The organism is Acinetobacter sp. Ac8 (genome assembly GCF_055392545.1).
This window is the reverse complement of record NZ_AP043689.1, coordinates 513,917-533,573: the sequence shown is the minus strand read 5'-3', so window position 1 is coordinate 533,573 and position 19,657 is coordinate 513,917. Positions and strand designations below refer to the sequence as shown.

Annotated in this window: 19 protein-coding genes and 1 rRNA gene; 10 read left to right on the top strand and 10 right to left on the bottom strand. The window is 39.9% G+C overall.

The window, feature by feature from the left end; translation table 11 throughout:
• Positions 1 to 13: 13 nt before the first annotated feature.
• The 4 genes from ACZ5QH_RS02595 to ACZ5QH_RS02580 form a co-directional block, all read right to left on the bottom strand.
• Positions 14 to 1,552, bottom strand: a 16S ribosomal RNA gene (locus ACZ5QH_RS02595).
• Positions 1,553 to 2,023: 471 nt separating this feature from the next.
• Positions 2,024 to 3,109: a DUF6670 family protein gene (locus ACZ5QH_RS02590; RefSeq protein ID WP_244014905.1), complete on the bottom strand. Its 1,086-nt coding sequence runs from the start codon at positions 3,107 to 3,109 to the stop codon at positions 2,024 to 2,026.
• Between the two features lie 34 nt (positions 3,110 to 3,143).
• Positions 3,144 to 3,971: a CDP-diacylglycerol--serine O-phosphatidyltransferase gene (gene pssA, locus ACZ5QH_RS02585; RefSeq protein WP_004717950.1), complete on the bottom strand. Its 828-nt coding sequence runs from the start codon at positions 3,969 to 3,971 to the stop codon at positions 3,144 to 3,146.
• A 164-nt stretch (positions 3,972 to 4,135) separates the two neighbouring features.
• Positions 4,136 to 4,993 carry a 23S rRNA (adenine(2030)-N(6))-methyltransferase RlmJ gene (locus tag ACZ5QH_RS02580; RefSeq protein ID WP_004717951.1) on the bottom strand — a complete coding sequence of 286 codons (858 nt, stop codon included), beginning with the start codon at positions 4,991 to 4,993 and terminating at the stop codon, positions 4,136 to 4,138.
• Positions 4,994 to 5,109: 116 nt separating this feature from the next.
• On the opposite strand from ACZ5QH_RS02580, the gene ACZ5QH_RS02575 reads away from it, so the two are divergent.
• Both ACZ5QH_RS02575 and ACZ5QH_RS02570 read left to right on the top strand, forming a co-directional pair.
• A complete protein-coding gene (locus tag ACZ5QH_RS02575) occupies positions 5,110 to 5,712 on the top strand; it encodes a 2OG-Fe(II) oxygenase (RefSeq protein ID WP_004717953.1) in 603 nt (200 codons plus the stop codon).
• Positions 5,713 to 5,816: 104 nt separating this feature from the next.
• The gene (locus tag ACZ5QH_RS02570) at positions 5,817 to 6,344 is read left to right on the top strand and encodes a hypothetical protein (protein WP_244014903.1); all 528 of its coding nucleotides are present in this window, start codon (positions 5,817 to 5,819) and stop codon (positions 6,342 to 6,344) included.
• Positions 6,345 to 6,473: 129 nt separating this feature from the next.
• On the opposite strand, the gene ACZ5QH_RS02565 is transcribed toward ACZ5QH_RS02570, so the two are convergent.
• From ACZ5QH_RS02565 to ACZ5QH_RS02550, 4 genes are all read right to left on the bottom strand, one after another.
• A complete protein-coding gene (locus tag ACZ5QH_RS02565; RefSeq protein ID WP_004818847.1) occupies positions 6,474 to 6,728 on the bottom strand; it encodes a DUF2789 family protein in 255 nt (84 codons plus the stop codon).
• Between the two features lie 235 nt (positions 6,729 to 6,963).
• Entirely contained in the window at positions 6,964 to 7,950 is a 987-nt protein-coding gene (locus ACZ5QH_RS02560) for a malate dehydrogenase (RefSeq protein ID WP_004717959.1), read from the bottom strand.
• Positions 7,951 to 8,120: 170 nt separating this feature from the next.
• Positions 8,121 to 8,780 carry a ribonuclease T2 family protein gene (locus tag ACZ5QH_RS02555; RefSeq protein ID WP_004717962.1) on the bottom strand — a complete coding sequence of 220 codons (660 nt, stop codon included), beginning with the start codon at positions 8,778 to 8,780 and terminating at the stop codon, positions 8,121 to 8,123.
• 38 nt (positions 8,781 to 8,818) lie between these two features.
• Positions 8,819 to 10,792 (bottom strand): lytic transglycosylase domain-containing protein, encoded by a 1,974-nt coding sequence (locus ACZ5QH_RS02550; protein WP_303577474.1) that lies wholly within the window; start codon positions 10,790 to 10,792, stop codon positions 8,819 to 8,821.
• 289 nt (positions 10,793 to 11,081) lie between these two features.
• On the opposite strand from ACZ5QH_RS02550, the gene miaB reads away from it, so the two are divergent.
• The 3 genes from miaB to ybeY are packed head-to-tail and all read left to right on the top strand — an operon-like array spanning position 11,082 to position 14,179.
• On the top strand, positions 11,082 to 12,536 hold the full coding sequence (gene miaB, locus ACZ5QH_RS02545) for a tRNA (N6-isopentenyl adenosine(37)-C2)-methylthiotransferase MiaB (RefSeq protein WP_004717965.1): 1,455 nt from the start codon (positions 11,082 to 11,084) through the stop codon (positions 12,534 to 12,536).
• Positions 12,537 to 12,574: 38 nt separating this feature from the next.
• Positions 12,575 to 13,684 (top strand): PhoH family protein, encoded by a 1,110-nt coding sequence (locus ACZ5QH_RS02540; protein WP_004717967.1) that lies wholly within the window; start codon positions 12,575 to 12,577, stop codon positions 13,682 to 13,684.
• Between the two features lie 9 nt (positions 13,685 to 13,693).
• A complete protein-coding gene (ybeY, locus tag ACZ5QH_RS02535; RefSeq protein WP_004818840.1) occupies positions 13,694 to 14,179 on the top strand; it encodes an rRNA maturation RNase YbeY in 486 nt (161 codons plus the stop codon).
• Positions 14,180 to 14,301: 122 nt separating this feature from the next.
• On the opposite strand, the gene ACZ5QH_RS02530 is transcribed toward ybeY, so the two are convergent.
• Complete coding sequence (locus tag ACZ5QH_RS02530) at positions 14,302 to 15,153, bottom strand: PHP domain-containing protein (protein WP_034611696.1); 852 nt, start codon at positions 15,151 to 15,153, stop codon at positions 14,302 to 14,304.
• A 44-nt stretch (positions 15,154 to 15,197) separates the two neighbouring features.
• Between ACZ5QH_RS02530 and ACZ5QH_RS02525 the strand changes: the two genes are divergently transcribed.
• The 4 genes from ACZ5QH_RS02525 to mnmC all read left to right on the top strand — a co-directional run bounded on the left by ACZ5QH_RS02525 (position 15,198) and on the right by mnmC (position 18,694).
• Positions 15,198 to 15,812 carry an inner membrane-spanning protein YciB gene (locus ACZ5QH_RS02525; RefSeq protein ID WP_004717972.1) on the top strand — a complete coding sequence of 205 codons (615 nt, stop codon included), beginning with the start codon at positions 15,198 to 15,200 and terminating at the stop codon, positions 15,810 to 15,812.
• A 26-nt stretch (positions 15,813 to 15,838) separates the two neighbouring features.
• Entirely contained in the window at positions 15,839 to 16,141 is a 303-nt protein-coding gene (locus ACZ5QH_RS02520) for a YciI family protein (RefSeq protein ID WP_004717974.1), read from the top strand.
• Positions 16,142 to 16,145: 4 nt separating this feature from the next.
• On the top strand, positions 16,146 to 16,667 hold the full coding sequence (locus tag ACZ5QH_RS02515; RefSeq protein WP_004717976.1) for an SH3 domain-containing protein: 522 nt from the start codon (positions 16,146 to 16,148) through the stop codon (positions 16,665 to 16,667).
• Positions 16,668 to 16,765: 98 nt separating this feature from the next.
• Positions 16,766 to 18,694: a bifunctional tRNA (5-methylaminomethyl-2-thiouridine)(34)-methyltransferase MnmC2/FAD-dependent 5-carboxymethylaminomethyl-2-thiouridine(34) oxidoreductase MnmC1 gene (mnmC, locus tag ACZ5QH_RS02510; protein ID WP_303577473.1), complete on the top strand. Its 1,929-nt coding sequence runs from the start codon at positions 16,766 to 16,768 to the stop codon at positions 18,692 to 18,694.
• A gap of 48 nt (positions 18,695 to 18,742) precedes the next feature.
• Here mnmC and ACZ5QH_RS02505 read toward each other — a convergent pair whose 3' ends face one another.
• Positions 18,743 to 19,057 carry a rhodanese-like domain-containing protein gene (locus ACZ5QH_RS02505; protein ID WP_004717980.1) on the bottom strand — a complete coding sequence of 105 codons (315 nt, stop codon included), beginning with the start codon at positions 19,055 to 19,057 and terminating at the stop codon, positions 18,743 to 18,745.
• 91 nt (positions 19,058 to 19,148) lie between these two features.
• Here ACZ5QH_RS02505 and ACZ5QH_RS02500 point away from each other — a divergent pair, with 91 nt between their 5' ends.
• Positions 19,149 to 19,637, top strand: coding sequence for a YajQ family cyclic di-GMP-binding protein (locus tag ACZ5QH_RS02500; protein WP_004717983.1), 489 nt, complete (start codon positions 19,149 to 19,151; stop codon positions 19,635 to 19,637).
• The last annotated feature ends 20 nt before the right edge of the window (positions 19,638 to 19,657 follow it).

The window sequence follows — 19,657 nt, the reverse complement described above, 5'->3', positions numbered from 1 at the left end:
GTCAATCTTTCGTTAAGGAGGTGATCCAGCCGCAGGTTCCCCTACGGCTACCTTGTTACGACTTCACCCCAGTCATCGGCCACACCGTGGTAAGCGTCCTCCTTACGGTTAGACTACCTACTTCTGGTGCAACAAACTCCCATGGTGTGACGGGCGGTGTGTACAAGGCCCGGGAACGTATTCACCGCGGCATTCTGATCCGCGATTACTAGCGATTCCGACTTCATGGAGTCGAGTTGCAGACTCCAATCCGGACTACGATCGGCTTTTTGAGATTAGCATCCTATCGCTAGGTAGCAACCCTTTGTACCGACCATTGTAGCACGTGTGTAGCCCTGGTCGTAAGGGCCATGATGACTTGACGTCGTCCCCGCCTTCCTCCAGTTTGTCACTGGCAGTATCCTTAAAGTTCCCACCCGAAGTGCTGGCAAATAAGGAAAAGGGTTGCGCTCGTTGCGGGACTTAACCCAACATCTCACGACACGAGCTGACGACAGCCATGCAGCACCTGTATGTAAGTTCCCGAAGGCACCAATCCATCTCTGGAAAGTTCTTACTATGTCAAGACCAGGTAAGGTTCTTCGCGTTGCATCGAATTAAACCACATGCTCCACCGCTTGTGCGGGCCCCCGTCAATTCATTTGAGTTTTAGTCTTGCGACCGTACTCCCCAGGCGGTCTACTTATCGCGTTAGCTGCGCCACTAAAGCCTCAAAGGCCCCAACGGCTAGTAGACATCGTTTACGGCATGGACTACCAGGGTATCTAATCCTGTTTGCTCCCCATGCTTTCGTACCTCAGCGTCAGTATTAGGCCAGATGGCTGCCTTCGCCATCGGTATTCCTCCAGATCTCTACGCATTTCACCGCTACACCTGGAATTCTACCATCCTCTCCCATACTCTAGCTTCCCAGTATCGAATGCAATTCCCAAGTTAAGCTCGGGGATTTCACATCCGACTTAAAAAGCCGCCTACGCACGCTTTACGCCCAGTAAATCCGATTAACGCTCGCACCCTCTGTATTACCGCGGCTGCTGGCACAGAGTTAGCCGGTGCTTATTCTGCGAGTAACGTCCACTCATCCTAGGTATTAACTAGAAGAGCCTCCTCCTCGCTTAAAGTGCTTTACAACCATAAGGCCTTCTTCACACACGCGGCATGGCTGGATCAGGGTTCCCCCCATTGTCCAATATTCCCCACTGCTGCCTCCCGTAGGAGTCTGGGCCGTGTCTCAGTCCCAGTGTGGCGGATCATCCTCTCAGACCCGCTACAGATCGTCGCCTTGGTAGGCCTTTACCCCACCAACTAGCTAATCCGACTTAGGCTCATCTATTAACGCAAGGTCACAAGTGATCCCCTGCTTTCCCCCGTAGGGCGTATGCGGTATTAGCATCCCTTTCGAGATGTTGTCCCCCATTAATAGGCAGATTCCTAAGTATTACTCACCCGTCCGCCGCTAGGTCAATTACCGAAGCAATCTCCCCCGCTCGACTTGCATGTGTTAAGCCTGCCGCCAGCGTTCAATCTGAGCCATGATCAAACTCTTCAGTTAAAAATCATTAGTGACTTAAGGTCACAATTCTGGCTCATCAATGTACTGACAAATTCTCTCAAATAAACTTCGAGTAATTTAAACCAATCAATCAATGATAATATTTCGATCAATCAATCAGTAAAAATCCACACAAGTTGTTCTTCATATTCTCTTAATGATCTTCTCAATGCTTCGTCAGCATCAAGCTAGGTCGGCTATACTACTCTCTATCTCTAAAAAGTCAATCAATAATGTTAATTATTTTTTCTAACAAACCCAACTCTAATCTCATCTTAAAATCTCAATTCGAAATCTTAACAAATTAATCAAGTGCCTGATTTATCAGAAGTTTTATTTAACATCACCGCCGATGGATGTGCATTCTACAGCATTCCCTAACCAACACAACCCCTTTTTTTAATTATTTTTCATTTTATCTATCACTTGCTTATTTATTCTTCTAAATTGACCTTATTTCTGTTTTTTGGTCTATTTTTTAAGCATGATCAGCACAGGACTGCTCGATTTATTTGATAATTTATTGTCTTTATCTATTTCCTGCCATTTTAAAGGGCGACAATCTATATATTCACAGTAACCACCCTCACCTTGATAATATTCATCATTGAGATGTAGTTGATAAACAAAACTTCCAACATAACCTGCTGCTAAACCAAATTTATAATCACCACGGCTTTGTGCTTGAATATCAATTTTGGTATTTTCATCTTGATATTGCCATTCAAACTCGCGTGGTAAATACATCTCCTGATGATTTACTGTTGTGACTTTAGGGAACACCCGATGAATATTGAAACAGACCTGTCGATCAAGCATTTTTGTTTCATTGTTTTGAATATCTCGAATATAGATACGTGAATGTAAAATATTATTCATCTGATCACGACTATGCATAAAAATAATCTGTAGATCATCATTCACTTGAATCAATTGATATGTATACAGCGCATAAGGCAGATAAGGAAAATTCACTGTTTTCATATATTCAAAAACAGCATTTTGTTCAATTTCGTAATTTTGATCTTTGTATTGAATTATCCCTTTACAATGCGCAACCAAAGACCAGTGCTGTGCAAATCCAAATTTCAAATGAATAAAATGAGAAATTAAAGGCATTGTTGTAATGCTTAAATTCATACTTAATTCGTCATCTTGTCTTTGAATAGTAAAATCAGGAATTTTTCCAAACACTTTTTCTTTTTGACCAAACGTATAGGTCACATTGCTATTTTCATCAAGGTGAAATTGGCATTCATGCTGAATTGAGTATGAGTTTAATTGTCCCACCATATGGGGGCTGGAGCTAACCAGTAAGGTTGCTGTATCTAAAGCAGTTGTTGAGATTTCATTGTTATTGCAAAAAACAGGACTATTGGGCTGTCCAATCAAACTAAAAAAATTGAGGTAATGCAACGGTGCAGGTAAATTGGCAAGCACTAATTTTTGATGAATAATTTTATATCTGTCTTGTGGGGGATGACAGCAAAGTTCTATAGGCTTTTGAGCTTGATTCAGCTGTTTAGACTGATCTAAGAAATCTTGAAACAACCGCATATCAAGCCCCCTTACCTTTTTATCTTTTTACATTTTATTCAACAGTATTCTTTCTCGCTAAGAATGTTGTCACAAAACCAGAAATCGCATAGATAATCGAAATGACTAAAATCCCTACAGGAATATTATAAGTGATTGCTGCAAGGATAAAAACTGCTATAGGCAACACAAAGAATGGAACACGTTTACGGTCTACTGTTTTAAAAGAATAATATTTGATATTTGAAATCATCAACAAACCTACTGCAATGATAACAAATGCATTGGTCGCTTGAATCGCAACATCTTTTAAATCAAAAATATAGGTAAAATCTTGTCCAACCCATACCCATGCAATAATAATAATTGCTGCTAATGGGCTTGCCACACCGATGAAATAACGCTTATCGACCACACCAATTTGTACATTAAAGCGGGCTAAACGAAATGCAGCACATGCGGTATAAACAAAACAAGCAGCCAAGCCAATCCGCCCTAGATCATGCAAACTCCAGCTATACATCAAAATTGCTGGGGCAACACCAAATGCCAAGAGATCTGAAAGAGAATCGAATTGTTCACCAAAAGCACTTTGTGCACCAATTGCACGAGCAACACGACCATCTAAACCATCAAATAATGCTGCAAGGAATATCGCATAAACGGCTTGAGTGAAGTCACCATTCATACTGGCAATGATCGAGTAAAAGCCAGATAACAACGCAGATGTTGTAATCAGGTTAGGCCACAAATAGATTCCGCGACGTTTGACCTTCTGCCCTTCATGGGTATGCTCTTCTTCTTCCACTTCAAAAGTAATGCCATCAAATCCATGGTCTTGATTAGAAGAGTTTGGGCTTTCTGGTTTATTTATATTTGTCATTTTTTGAATCCTATCTATGGCTCTTATAGAGCTGTTGATATCTCACTTAAATATTTTATCACATTCATTTTTAAGTGAAATTGATGTGAATTACTCAATGTATTTCGTCTTAATTTGTAATTCACACCATCGTTCATGTTTCTGTTGATATCCAATCGAATGGATTATTCACCCACTAACCAGCGAACAGCAGCATGTCCACCATTTTCACTCATACGTAAATGTGGGAACAACCATTGCAATGCCTCATCAGCATCGTTAGAGAATTTCCAAGGTGGGTTAATCACCAACAAACCACAACCATTCAACCCGACTGGTGTGTCATCTGGCCAAACACAAACTTCACAGACCAACTGACGGCGAATCCCTGTTTTCATCATTTTCTTTTCAAAACGATCAATCATGGCACGGTCTTTAATTGGATACCAAATGGCAAATACGCCTGTTGGCCATTTTTTATGTGCAGTGGCAATCAACTCGACCAATTGCGGGAAGTCTTTACGTTCTAATTCATAAGGTGGGTCGATCATCACCAAACCACGTTTTTCTTTTGGAGGAATAACCCCCAAAAGACCTTCATAAGCATCACGCTCATGTAAACCCGCACGTTTATCGCGAATATTAAAATACAATTGTTGAAACACATCACGCTGCATTTCAAAAATAGTCGCTTTATCAATATCACGCATGCCTTCAAGTGCAAACCACGGTGAACCTGGATAAGCGCCTTTACCTGAACCTGCACGCATATCTTCAACAATTTTAAGATATTGTTTTACACCTTCAGGCGCATTACGTTTAATCGACTCATCCAGCTTAACCAGACGATGAATACCGGTTAAGAATTCACCTGATTTTTGTGCTTCAGAAGTAGATAAATCGTATTTACCTGCACCACCATGTGTATCTATATAGCGATATGGTTTGTCTTTAGTATTTAGACGTGTCAAAAGTTGCAGCAATAACACATGTTTCATGACATCGGCAAAGTTGCCTGCATGGAAATGGTGACGGTAATTCATGTTTCGATTAATTCCTGAGTTCAATAATCATTTTAACACGAAAAAATATTTCTTCACTGTCCATCGTTTGTTCTAATATAACAACATATCTTTATTGCACTATTTTTTGGTAATTTATGGAAGCGCTGCTACTCCCAAAGTCATGGAATGTTGATCAAATTCTTGATGATTTAGATCAACATGGATTTACCATTATTGATCATGCTTACTCCGCTGAATACGGACTCCAATTGGTTGCAGAATGTACTTCAAATTTAAATCGCTTTCGTGAAGCAGCAATTCAAAATGGTGTGATCAGCAATATTCGCAGCGACCATATCTTGTGGATCAATGAAGAGCTTACGATCGCACAACAACATATTGATGCACTCAAACAGCTCTCGCAAATTTTAAACTACTCATTTTATTTAGGCATTCAGGATGTAGAAGCACATTTTGCCTGCTATAACGCAGGTGAATTCTATGCACTTCATCGCGATAATCCACAAGGTAAAAATGGCCGTATGATTTCTACGGTGTATTATCTACACCAAGAATGGCAGGATGACTGGGGTGGAAAGTTACACTTACAGGATAAAAATAATGTTTGGCATACAATAGATCCCCAGCCTAATCGTATTGCCATGTTCCAAAGTGATTTATTACATGAAGTGCTAGAAGCCAAACATCAGCGATTATCAATTACCGCATGGCTAAGAAGCGACAATACTGTGTTGTAATATACTCAGTTTTCAAATTTGCAACGCTGTATCTCTATAGGCCAAGCTTTAAATTATTGAAATAGACCTCATAATACTCTTCATAAATTCAGAGGATTCAGCACATGTTTGATAATACAAAACAAATCATCTCGCGTATTGGGGAAACAGATCAATTGTATTTGTCAGGCAATACACCTGAACTTGCACTTGAACGTGGGGACTTACGCTTACAACTGGTCACTCAAAGTCATTCAAAGCAGGAACAAATCCATTTCTTGCAAGAAGCCATTGTTTTACTTGAAACTGCACGATTTGAATATGAAGAAATGCCAATGTCAGTCTACATTCAGCTTTCTTTGCATTTGGCCAAAGCCTATATGATTTACTTTGAATTAACCAAAGAATCACGTTATGCCTTGATTACGCAACAGATTTTAAAACCTTTGGCACAACATCATCATGCTGATATTTACTTTATGTTGGCTTATGCCTCAGTCAGTAAAAATGAATTTGCATTGACTCGTCACTGGCTAAGTAAATATATCAAGACAACAGATTTTGATTTAGCCTTACTGCAACAACATACTGCCTTTAGACCTGTTCGCAATGAAGCTTGGTTTAGTCAAATGATTCAGTCTAAATTACATTGATCAACGCTATGCACATTCAAAATGACTCAATTTGTTATTCGTTTTGATCAATACTAATTTGATCGATACAAAATAGAAAAGATGGCCATAACGGCCATCTTTTTTGTTGCTCTGGGGGAAACTAAATCATTAGGCTGTTAGCTTATACGCATCTAGATGTAATTGTTGGTTTAACTCGTCAATCCAAATTGCCCAATCATCATCTTGTATCAAGTGACTAATTAATAAGTCACGTTGAGATTTATTCCAAAACGGCGCTTCATGTAATGAAAGATTTGCTGGCAATTGATGAGTGCGTACATATAGCTCAATTGCTGCGGGACTATTTGCCAAACCAAGTTGAGAAAATAGTAATTCTAAGGATGGTGTGTTCGTCCTGAGCATATTGCCTCCTTATATAAATTTATTTGTCATCTTTTATTCAATTAACTTATAAGAAAATAATTTTAAAAGATAGTCTAGATTTTAATTTTCTTGTTTCAATTTGTGATTAAAAAACAAACAAATGTTGGCTTAACATCAATTATCTTTTCCTTGGTGTTTGATTTGAACCATAAAAAAAAAGCACTCTAAATAGAGTGCTTTTTTCAAAATTAATCTTTAACAGATTAAATTTTAATTATTTAAGCATATCAGCAATAGCTGCGCGCTCTTCTTCAAGTTCTTGAAGGGTTTTGTCCATACGTTCACGGCTGAATGCATCAATTTCTAAGCCTTCAACACGAGTGTATTCGCCATTTTCACAAATTACAGGAACACCGTACATCACACCTTCAGGAATTCCATAAGAACCGTCAGAAGGAATACCCATTGTTACCCATTCGCCATTGGTGCCAAGTGCCCAATCACGCATATGATCGATCGCAGCATTTGCAGCAGAAGCAGCAGAAGAAAGACCACGCGCTTCAATGATTGCAGCACCACGTTTACCAACAGTTGGAAGGAATACGTTTGCGTTCCAATCAGCATCGTTGATTTTGTCTTTTAAGCTTACGCCATTTGCAGTTGCAAAACGGTAGTCCGCATACATTGTTGGAGAGTGGTTACCCCAAACTGTAAGGTTTTTGATATCCGCTACAGCAACACCCGCTTTTTGAGCAATTTGAGTCAACGCACGGTTGTGGTCAAGACGTAACATTGCTGTAAAGTTCTTCGCTGGAAGATCTGGAGCAGATTTCATTGCGATATAAGCATTTGTATTTGCAGGGTTACCTACAACAAGTACTTTAACGTCACGGCTCGCAACTTCGTTAAGTGCTTGGCCTTGACCAATGAAGATTTCACCGTTCACTTTCAACAAGTCAGCACGTTCCATACCAGGACCGCGTGGACGTGAACCAACCAATAACGCGTAGTCAGCATCTTTAAATGCAACTTTTGGATCATCAGTACCGATCATGCCAGCCAATAATGGGAAAGCACAGTCATCTAATTCCATCATTACGCCTTTAAGCGCAGCTTGAGCTTTCTCAAATGGAACTTCTAACAATTGCAAAATAACGGGTTGGTCTTTACCAAGCATTTCACCGCTAGCAATACGGAATAATAAGCTGTAACCGATTTGACCAGCTGCGCCAGTAACGGCAACGCGAACAGGTTGCTTCATGTAATTATCTCCAATGAGGATCGTTAATGTGATTAAACGGTTAAATCCGTATTAATCGAATTATCATAAACGGCAAAGATTGTACTCCAATCCTTTAACAGTTGCATGTAAAAGAGAATGCTTTTCAACAAAAGTATGATAGGAAATATAAATAAAATTCCTCAGAAGAACTAATAAGTCCCTTTGATCGAGAATGTATTTGGGCAGTTTGAAACAATGTGATTTGAACATTGTTTATACTGACCATTGACTCGATAACACACTTGAACCTCGGTTAACACTGGGTTTGATGATGAACTTTGACAAGTAAAACGGATACTGTCGTTATTCATTCCCGGGTTTAATCTAACAAATTGAGTTTTTAACGCATTATGTTGCACATTCTTGTTTTCAGAGCTGGTTAAATCTGCAGGAATTTTCAAACGATCTGCCAAATTAATCACAGTTCTAAAATATTGACTCGCATTCATTGGAACACAGCCACCCACACTACGCCACAATTGAATACGTGCATTTTCCTCAGGCATTACTCGCGCAACCACCTTAGCTTGTAAAGGGGTTAAACTTGCAGATGTATTGGTGGTACAATTCCGCTCTGTCGTTTCAGGCAACAGACCTGTGATGGTCAATGAATAACCTTCGAGACATTTGCGTTGCTTTTGTTTTGAAGAATCAAGTGCACAGACAGCAGGTGTCAACTGGACTTGCATGACATAGCCTTGTAATTGCGGTGCAGCATGTAACTGCACATTGAGCCCAAACAATCCCGCAAAGCATAAGCTCCATGCTAAGCAAGATTGTTTCAATTTACGCAAAATTTTGAAAATCATTGATTTACCAACAAAGTTTCATCCAAGTCCAAATAGTTTTATTGTGAAATACGGGTTGGAATAACAGGCATACGACTTTCAATCGCTTGAGGCCCTTGTCCCAACAAGATTCCATAATGTGCTGCATTGGTCATCACATTTTTTACATAGTCACGTGTTTCATTCAGAGGAATAGATTCTGTATATTGATCTGCTGAAAGATTTTGATAATCTGGCTGCCAACGTTTCGCGCGATTTGGCCCAGCATTATACCCTGCGGTTGCCAAGACAGGATTACTGCTTAATTGACCATGAATCATCGACAGATAGAAAGTACCATAGCGAATATTGGTATTGGCATCACTGAGTGCAGCAGGATTATAAGTTTCACCCATTTGTTTTGCCACCAACTTTGCAGTGCCTGGCATGATTTGCATCAAACCACCTGCACCAACATGTGAGCGAGCAGCAGTCACAAAACGACTTTCTTGGCGCATTAAACCATAGGCCCAAGCTGGATCAATACCCGCATTACGGCTATGACTCACCACCAACGACTGATGAGGTGTGGCATAACGATAAACATAGTTATGTTTTTTCTCAGTACGTTCTGCTGCGTAAATTGCACGATCATACCAGCCCATATCAGTTGCACGTTTTGCCGCAGCAAGCAGCAACCCATCATCATGTTTTAAGTATGCCTGACGTACCGCCCAGTTCCATTCCCTATTGGTATAAGTTGCAGGCGCATTAATATTTCGTAAAGTAAATGCACGACGGAAATGAATATCGCTATTTAAGCGTTGCTGATCATCAGTTGAAGGCTGTTCTCTGGCAGGGCTATCATTATATTTTTGCCCCAAATGATCTTTGGCAAGCAAATTATGATAATCATCACCCGACATTGCCAATCGTTGATAGATATCTTTGGCGGTTCTTTTAGATTGTGCATCATTGCGTTGTTCTGAAGCACGTGCCAACCAATATTGCCAACGGTCTTCTTGCTTTTGTGTCACGCTCATACTGTCTATTGCACGAATCACACTTTCCCAAGCCCCAAATCGAATGGCTTGTCGTGCATAAACTTCTGCTTCTTCTGCACTAAATGGCGCACCATAGCTTGCATCAAAATTTTGCAGTACTTCACGATTAAAATTATTTTTCATAACGGTCGTTCCGCCGATATAACCGACAGTACGATAAATATATTTTTGCACATCCGCTGGTACACCCTGAACCAACTTAGGTACCGACTGTAAAGCGCTGGTTAAATCCGTATCTGCTGCACGACCCAGTGCATAAACCAAATAAGCATAATCTTCTACATTGTTTTTGGGTGCAGACCATAAATAATTTAATGGATTGGCTTGGATTTGGTTCAATTGGGTTAACGATAAATTAACGCCAATCGTTTGTGCGGTAGCGATGGCTAGACCAGACTGCCCTGCTCTCAGTTGTGCATATAATCGTTGTTGGCGATCTTGTGCGGTCATGAGTGGGCTGCTAAGCATCATGCGACCTAAACCATTGCATGATTCAGGTTGAGAGTTGGTTGCCAACCAAACATCTTTAAATTCAGCATAGACCAAAACGTCACCAGTTTTCGCACGAACTTGAGCAACGGCACAACGTTCTGCTTGATCTGGATTAGAGACATATTGCAATACAGGTTGCGCGCTGGCGTAATCTGCTTGTTTAACCTTCTCTTCGACATAATCCGCAGCCAACTTTTCCGCCATCGCCGATTGAGGATAACGTTGCGCAAAGCTAATAATATTTGCAGAAGGTTGAAAAGCGAGATTTGAATTCAGTGACCAATACTCAGGATAATAGCCCAAAGCATCATTTTGCATTGAAGAACGATATTGTTCTAAAGCACTTGGATTATTTGCATTACGTAAAGCATCATTAAACTGCTCTTCAGCAGCATGGGCCACTTGCAGGCTTGTACATGCAACTGTTCCTAAAAGGTAAAGTTTTAATTTATTTTGCTTAAGTTGCTGCTTTAACACCGTTTTTCTCTCAACCTGCATGATGTGCCTTTAACATACTGATGCACTTATTTGTGCCTAGTTTAATTATTCTAATCCATTTCTACTGTTGTGTTATGTAACCTTATGATTCATCATTAATATTGTTCTCTATTTTTTCTTCATAATTTTCATTTTCAATGCCCTACAATCCAATAAATGGCAATAGCCGCTAAATATTTTCCTGAGTTCACTCTAAATGCTATAAAATGGCGCGCCTTTTATGAGTCTGTTAAAATAGCAGGCTTAGTACACATTCAAAATTCCCTTTATTCATAGGAAAGACGCCTCCATGACGGTTCAAACCTTCATTCCCAATGGTGCCAAAGCTGCCTCAGAAAACACTGTAACCCAGCCACAGCACACCCCAGCCGACGGTGCAGTAAAAAAACTGTATATCGAAACGCAAGGGTGTCAGATGAATGAGTATGACAGTCATCGTATGGCAGATCTTTTAGGTGACTCACACGGTTATATTTTAACCAAAGATCCAAGTGACGCAGATATCCTGTTAATGAATACCTGCTCAATTCGAGAAAAAGCCCAAGAAAAAGTATTTTCTGAGTTGGGTCGCTGGCGCAAATTAAAAGAAAAAAATCCTGATCTCGTCATCGGTGTTGGTGGATGTGTTGCTTCTCAAGAAGGCGACAATATTCAAAAACGTGCACCGTATGTCGATATGGTTTTTGGCCCTCAAACCTTGCACCGTTTACCGCAAATGCTAGATCAGCATGTTGAGCAAATTGAAAAGCCGAAGAAAGACAAAATTAAACTCGTAGATATTTCATTCCCTGATATTGAAAAATTCGACTTTTTACCTGAACCGCGTGTTGAAGGTTACAAAGCATTTGTTTCAATCATGGAAGGTTGCTCGAAATACTGTTCTTTCTGTGTGGTTCCCTATACTCGCGGTGAAGAAGTTTCTCGTCCTTTGGATGATGTCTTGGCAGAAATCGCTGGTTTGGCTGAAAAAGGCGTTCGCGAAATCAGCCTTTTAGGACAAAATGTAAACGGCTATCGTGGTGAAACTTTTGAAGGTGAAATTTGTACCTTTGCAGATTTATTGCGTTTGGTTGCAGAAATTCCAGGAATCGGTCGTTTACGTTATACAACATCCCATCCGCTCGAATTTAATGAAGATTTGATTCAATGCTACCGTGACCTGCCACAAATGGTTTCACATCTGCATTTACCAGTACAAAGTGGCTCAAATGATGTGTTACAAGCGATGAAGCGTAACCACACCATTGATGTCTATATCGAAAAAATTGCCAAACTGCGTAAAGCTCGTCCAGATATGCATTTATCTTCAGATTTTATCATCGGCTTCCCTGGTGAAACTGATGCACATTTTGAAGAAACCTATCAGTTTATCCAAGATTTAGACTTTGATCATTCTTATAGTTTTGTTTATTCAAAACGTCCTGGCACACCAGCGTCTGAATTACCTGATGACACCTCTGATGCAGTCAAGAAAGAACGTTTAGCTAAAGTTCAACACTGGATTAAGCAATCAAGTATTCGTAAAACCGATGCGATGTTAGGTACCATTCAACGTGTACTGGTTGAAAATGTTTCTAATAAAGATCCAAATTTATTGGTCGGTACAGCTGACAATACACGTTTAGTAACATTTGTAGGTGACGCCTCTTGGGTCGGACGCTTTGCAGAGATTGAGGTTACAGAGATTAAGACCCTAAATTTAGTTTATGGAGAACTCTTGAATCTTGAGCCTGACGTGGCGTAATGTAAGGGTATAGACTTTACTTTAAAAAAGGATATCTCTTGACTGCAGCGATTCGACGTACAGTAGCTTTTCCAGGTATTTCAGTTGAACGTTTAAAAAGCATGTTAGGTGCTTATAACGGTCATCTGAAACAAATCGAACAACGTTTAAATGTCAACATTTCTCATCGCAACGATAACTTCTATATCGATGGTGATTTAGAAGCCGTTGAGAGAGCTGAAGGTTTATTGCAGCGTTTGCATGCAGAAGCTGAACTCTCTCAGCAAATCAGTGCTGATACGATTCATTTGATGATTCAAGGCAGCCAAACTGACCGTGAGTTACAAGACGACCTTTCAGACAATGAGCATACCGGTTTAGATGATGTCTGGTTGCAAACGCGTAAAGGTCGAATCAACCCTCGTGGTGCCAATCAAAAACGTTATGTACAACGTATTCTACAAAGCGATATTTCTTTCGGAATCGGCCCTGCAGGTACAGGTAAAACCTATCTTGCAGTCGCTGCTGCGGTAGATATGCTAGAACGTAATGAAATTCAACGTATCCTTTTGGTTCGCCCTGCTGTTGAAGCTGGGGAAAAACTCGGTTTCTTGCCGGGCGATTTAAGCCAAAAGATCGACCCATATCTACGCCCGCTTTATGATGCATTGTATGAAATGCTTGGCTTTGAAAAAGTTGCAAAACTGATTGAGCGCCAAGTGATTGAAGTTGCACCGCTTGCTTATATGCGTGGTCGTACATTAAATCATTCCTTTGTAATTCTCGATGAAGCACAAAACACCACCCCTGAACAGATGAAGATGTTTTTGACCCGTTTAGGTTTTGGTTCTCGTGCAGTGATCACTGGGGATATTACACAGGTCGATTTACCACGCGGGCAACAGTCTGGTCTTGCTCACGCATTGCGTATCATCGAAAAGATCAAAGAAATTCACATCACTCGCTTCCATTCCCGTGATGTCGTTCGTCACCAGCTGGTACAAAAAATTGTAGAGGCTTATGAAGGATGGGACAGTGAACAATACCGTTTAAGTGCTGAAGCACGTGCAGAACGTAAAGCACGTCAAGAAGCCTTAATTTCTGAAAATGATTCTGCCGCAGATGCTCAACATGAGGAACATACTGCTGCAAATCAGGAAAATGTTTAAGGACTGTTTTTGAAACTTAGCTTATCGTTACAACAAGCGTTTGAAGCACCAGAATTGGTGCTCAAACGTGTCTATGTAAAAAAAGTCATTGAAACAACACTACGTCATATTGATGTAGACCAAGATTGTGAAATCGGAATTGCGTGTGTTGATGAAGATGAAAGTCACAAATTAAATTTTGAATATCGTGAAAAAGACAAACCCACCAATGTATTGTCTTTTCCAAGTGAAATTCCTGAAGAAGTTTTACCCATGCTCGATGCATTACCCATCGGTGATTTAGTCATTTGCATTCCCGTGGTTTTACAAGAGTCGATTGAACAACAAAAGACACCGATTGAGCATTTCACTCATATGCTGGTTCATGGCACCTTACATTTAATGGGGTATGACCATGAAACTTCTGATGATGATGCTGAAGAAATGGAAGCACTCGAAATTGAAATCTTGAAAAAACTAGGCTTTGAAAATCCTTATACTGTTAAAGAAAGTTGATTTTATAATCAACTCCAAATCCCTCTGCTCTAGAGGGATTTTTTGTTTCATTCAAATGAGATGACTTTCAAAAAACTGATCTCATTCAAAATCTAAGTATTTGAATACATCATCATGGTGTATTATCGGAAACTCTCCCAAATCCCAACTTGCCCTTCTTTGACACGTGGAATATTGCCTAATTTAATCCAAGGCATATTGTCACCATGGAAATCACTCCCCACAGAGACTTTTAAACCGTGTTCAGCAATCATTCGATCGACCATTTGTCGTGTTGAAGCGGGTTCCATTGCGGGTGGAAGCTCAACAGCATCACCACCATATTGTGCAAATATTTCAATTAAATAACGGGTATTTGTTGCTGATAGATCATAACGTGTTGGATGTGCCAATACTGCAAAACCTTGACTCTCATGAATCACCTGAATGGTTTCTGCTAAACCTAAACCATCAAATTTCACATAGGCTTTTTTACCTTCCTTAATGTATTTATCAAACGCCTGCTGTGCGCGCTGAACAAAACCCTTTTCTACAAGGGTCTTGGCAATATGCGTCCGAGTAATCCGATCAGGTTCACCATCTACCTTTGCCACAACTTCTGCATAAATATCCTGATGAATCAAAGGAATTAGCAGATCACAGATTTGCTTGGCTCGCTCAGCACGAATTTTCTTCTGTTGCGTTAAAAGCTGTTGTAATGGTTCAGGATTTTGCATATTGAGCGCAACAATATGCACACCATAACTTTTTTTAGTCTCTGGTCTGGACCATTGACTAGAGATTTCTACACCTGAAATGATTTGAATTGGTTGATTTTTTGCAAATTGTTCAGCTTGTATTAAGCCATCCATGCTATCGTGGTCCGTCAATGCAAGTGTATGTATGCTTTTCTCGATGGCAGCTTGAACCAATAACTCTGGCGTCAGAGTCCCATCAGAAATATTACTGTGAGTATGTAAATCTATGCCTTGCATCTTTTATACTATCCCATCAACCTGAACAGACTAGATACTTTAACATGAAAGCACTTTTAGACTTTGTGCCCCTCATAATTTTCTTTTATTTATACAAAACGGTTGATCCTAAAAACACCGATCATCCATTATTACAATTGATCGGCTCAGCAGGTGGTGTAAATAACAACAACATTCTTGTTGCAACTACAGGTCTGATTATTTCAATGCTTGTGGTCTATGGTGCGTTATTCATTTTCCAAAAATTCCGTCTGGATAAACAACAATGGTTTGTTTTGTTCATGACCGTCATTTTTGGTGGAATCACCTTAATGTTGAGTGATGACTTCTATATTCGCCTGAAAGCTGCAATTTTGAATTTAGCCTTTGCTGGCGCGTTCTTACTCTCTCCCTATTTTGGTAAAGAAAAGAAGCCACTCATTCAAAGATTATTTGGTCCTGTTTTAAACCTGACTGAAAAAGGCTGGAAAAATCTAAACTTTGCATGGGCTGCAATGTTCATTGTCATGTCTTGTTTACATATTTTCTTCGCATTTTTATTTGCAGGTGGAAAATATTGGGGTGAATTTACAGCATTTGGTGACATGATCGTCATGTTTTCCTTTATTATTATCCAGTTTGTTATATTACGAAAACACTTTAAATCTACCGATGAATAAAGTGTTTTAGAAAATCGAGAAATATCATGCCATTATTTGTAATTACGTGTACAGATCAAGCAGGTACAGTAGAAAAACGTCTTGCTGTACGCCCACAACATTTAGCTCGACTAGAGAAGTTAGATGCTGAAGGCCGTGTCATCGTGGCTGGGGCGATGCCGATTGATCGTGAAAATCCACAAGCAGGTTTTTATGGCAGTACTTTAATTCTCGATTTTGACAGCCGTGAAGCTTTGGATGAATGGTTAAAAGACGAACCTTTCTTAAAAGAAGGGATTTATAGTCATATTGATGTTAAACCATTCAATAAAGCATTGCCTAAGGGATAACATAATGCGCGTTGTCGTCCAAAGCTTACTTAGCCTGACTTTAAGTTCTTTTGTACTTTTATCACCTGTTGTATCGGCTGAGCCTACTCAATCTTCAGCGACTCAAGCAACGACGGCAGCGCCTACTCAGGCGGCCCAACCTGTTGCACCGCCAAAACCGAGTATTATTCCTGCTGTAGCAGGCGCAAATTCCAGTACCCAAACACAGGCGCAAGCACAAGAAAATAAACCGTTAACAGCTGAACAAATTAGCAAAGAAAAAGCATCTCAAGATGCCAAAGCTAAAGCTTTGGTTAAAGACCAAGCAACACGTTTACAGCAACTTGAAAAGGCCAATTTAGAAGCCCTTTCACAGAACCAAGAATTACAACTCAAAAATGACAATCTGGGTGTACAAGTTCAAGTTCTACAAAGTGAACAAAGTGCGCAAATGTTCTTATATGGTGCTGCGACCATTGCTGTTGGTGTTTTACTTGGCTTTTTAATCGCAAGCTATATCTATACCAAACGTCGTCGCCAGTGGTAAGCCACTGCTTCGACATTACGCTTAAAAAGTTTCATGCTATAACCTGATACTGCGAAATGTCAGGTTTTTTCATTTTAATTATCAAAAGGTAATCTGCTTTGTCAAATGCCATTCAAACTGCCGATTTAGACTGGCAATGTATTGATGGAATTGAAGTTCCAATTTCCAAACAATTTGGTGATGTCTATTTTTCTAAAGACAACGGGTTACTTGAAACCCGACACGTATTTTTGAATGGTAATGATCTTTCAACACGACTTGCAGATTTAGATGATTTTGAATACTTCTGTGTTGGTGAAACTGGTTTTGGTACAGGATTAAATATTTTGGCATTGTGGCAACTTTGGCACAATGTTCGTCCAGATAATCACAGCCACTTACATGTGATCAGTGTAGAAAAGTTCCCCTTGTCTAAACAGGATTTAACCCGTGCGTTAAAGGTCTGGACTGAACTTCAACAATTTTCTGATCAGTTGATTCAACACTATCCATTGCCCATCGCTGGTTGTCACCGTTTAAGCTTTCCAGAAGCACGTTTTTCAATTGATCTTTGGTTAGGTGATGCACATGATGTATTTCCAGCAATGGTTAAAACCCAACAAGTTAACGCATGGTTTTTAGATGGATTTGCCCCCTCTTGTAATCCAGACATGTGGGAAGACAAAGTTTTAAACAATATTGTCAGACTGTCAGATTTTGGAACAACTTTTGCCTCATTCAGCGTGGCAGGTGTGCTTAAACGGGGTCTAAAACAGCATGGAATCACTATTTCACGTCCGCGTGGTTTTGGTCATAAACGTGAAATGCTAAAAGCCATTTGGAATCCATCTGAGCAAGCAGTCGAAGAAAATCAATCACAGTCAATGGACCTTGCAGCGCAAAATATTCAAAAAAAAACACGGAAAAATCAAAATAATTTCAATCAACGCCAAATCGCCATCATTGGTGCTGGAATTGCAGGTTTAAGCTGCGCATGGGGATTTACCCAAAGAGGACATCAAGTTACGATTTACGACCAATCAGCGCCTTTAGCAGGTGCTTCTGGTAATCCTCTGGCCTTATTAAATCCGAAACTATGCCCTATCGAGCAAACTTCGGAACATTTAATGACCTTGGCTTGGCAACATGCCCTACAGCACTATCCAAAATTTCAGGCTTTTCGTCCTATTGCCGTTCAACAATTAGCACAAAAAAATGCTGAACATTTATTGGATTTAGCAGCACAATATCCTCAAGGTTTACTCAAAGCTCAAACAGCAGATGCTTTAGAGCCACAAACTACACTTGAGAGTTTACAGCTCACTCAAGCGGGTTCAATTTATCCCCAGCAACTCAAAGACCAAATCCTTGAACATCCACTGATTCAATTTAAACATGCTCACATTCATAGTATTGTTCAATCGAATCATCATCAATTAACACTACAAAATAGCCAGCACGCAGATCTTGGTGATTTTGATCATGTGATTGTCTGTTGTGCCAAGGAAAGCCATGCTTTTTTTGAGCAGTTCCCGATACTCAAACCGATCCGTGGACAAGTCAGTTGGCTCAACAATGTTAAACACCGATTAGATCCGCAATATGCCTACAGTTATGGTGGCTACTGCATGCAGCTTGATGAGCAGCATTTGATTTTAGGTGCTTCTTTTTATCCCAATCGTGATGACACTGAAGTTTTGCTTGAAGACCATGTGCATAACTATGAACTTATCCACAGTGTGTTTCCACAATACGCAGAATCACTCTGCAAAGTGGATGAATGGCACGGACGTGCTTCAGTACGAGCCCAAAGTCTGGACTATTTTCCATTACTGGGAAAAGTTGAAGCTGAGAAAGAGGTTTATACATTTTCTGGGCTGGGCTCTAAAGGTTTTTTATTTGCGCCCTTGTGTAGTGAAATATTGGTGGCTTTGGTCCTAAATCAAGCTTGCCCGATTCCCCAAAATTTATTGCAAAAATTAAATCCAAACCGCTTTCAAAAGAAAGTAAAAGCCAAAAAACCTTATTTTAAACCGATTCAATCATGATTCTTTTTTATTGATTATCGTAATAAAAAAGCGCCTTTCGGCGCTTTTTTATGAACCCTGTTCTAATGGGAGACCTGCATCACGTGCTGCACGTGTTCCCCCCATAAGTACAACGTAATCACGAGAATCATCTAAACTCTCTAATTTTTCAGCAGCTCGAGGCGCTTTACTTCCACCACCACATAAAATGTAAATGGACTGATCCGAATTCACTTGAGTCAAGCTCTCAGCACTTAAACCATCTATAGGCTGATTTACAGCCCCTTTTACATGGCCTTCGGCAAAGGCTTTTGCATCACGAACATCCCAGATAACTGCATTTTCTGGGAACTCAAATGTTGTAATTTCTAATTTACGGATCATTGTGCACTCCTTTGATGTAAACAACACTTGGCAAATGAAGAAAACATCCCTAGCATCTCAGATATTCTTTCCATTTGTAAAGGTCTAAACTATGCCATCTTTCGATATTGTTTCAGAATTAGAGATTTTTGAAGTAAATCATGCTGTTCAAAACACACAAAAAGAAATTGCGACACGCTTTGACTTCCGTGGTCAGGACGTTTCAATCGAAATTAATGAAAAAGCCAAAGAAATTAAAATTTCAACTGAAAGTGATTTCCAGTGTGAACAAGTCTATAGCATGCTTGAAAATCATTTCTTTAAACGTAAAATCGATATTCAAGCCCTTGATCCACAAAAAATGACGGCTTCAGGTAAAAATATTGTGCAAGTGATCAAGCTTAAAGATGGACTTGACTCAGATACCGCAAAAAAAATTAATAAAGCCATTAAAGAAAGTGGTGTCAAAGTGCAATCTTCTATCCAAGGTGACAAGATACGTGTAACTGATAAAAAGCGCGATACATTACAGCAAGTTATGGCATTTTTAAAAGAACAACAATTCGGTGTACCTTTACAATTTAATAACTTCAAAGACTAAGGTCTTTAGCAACACTATAG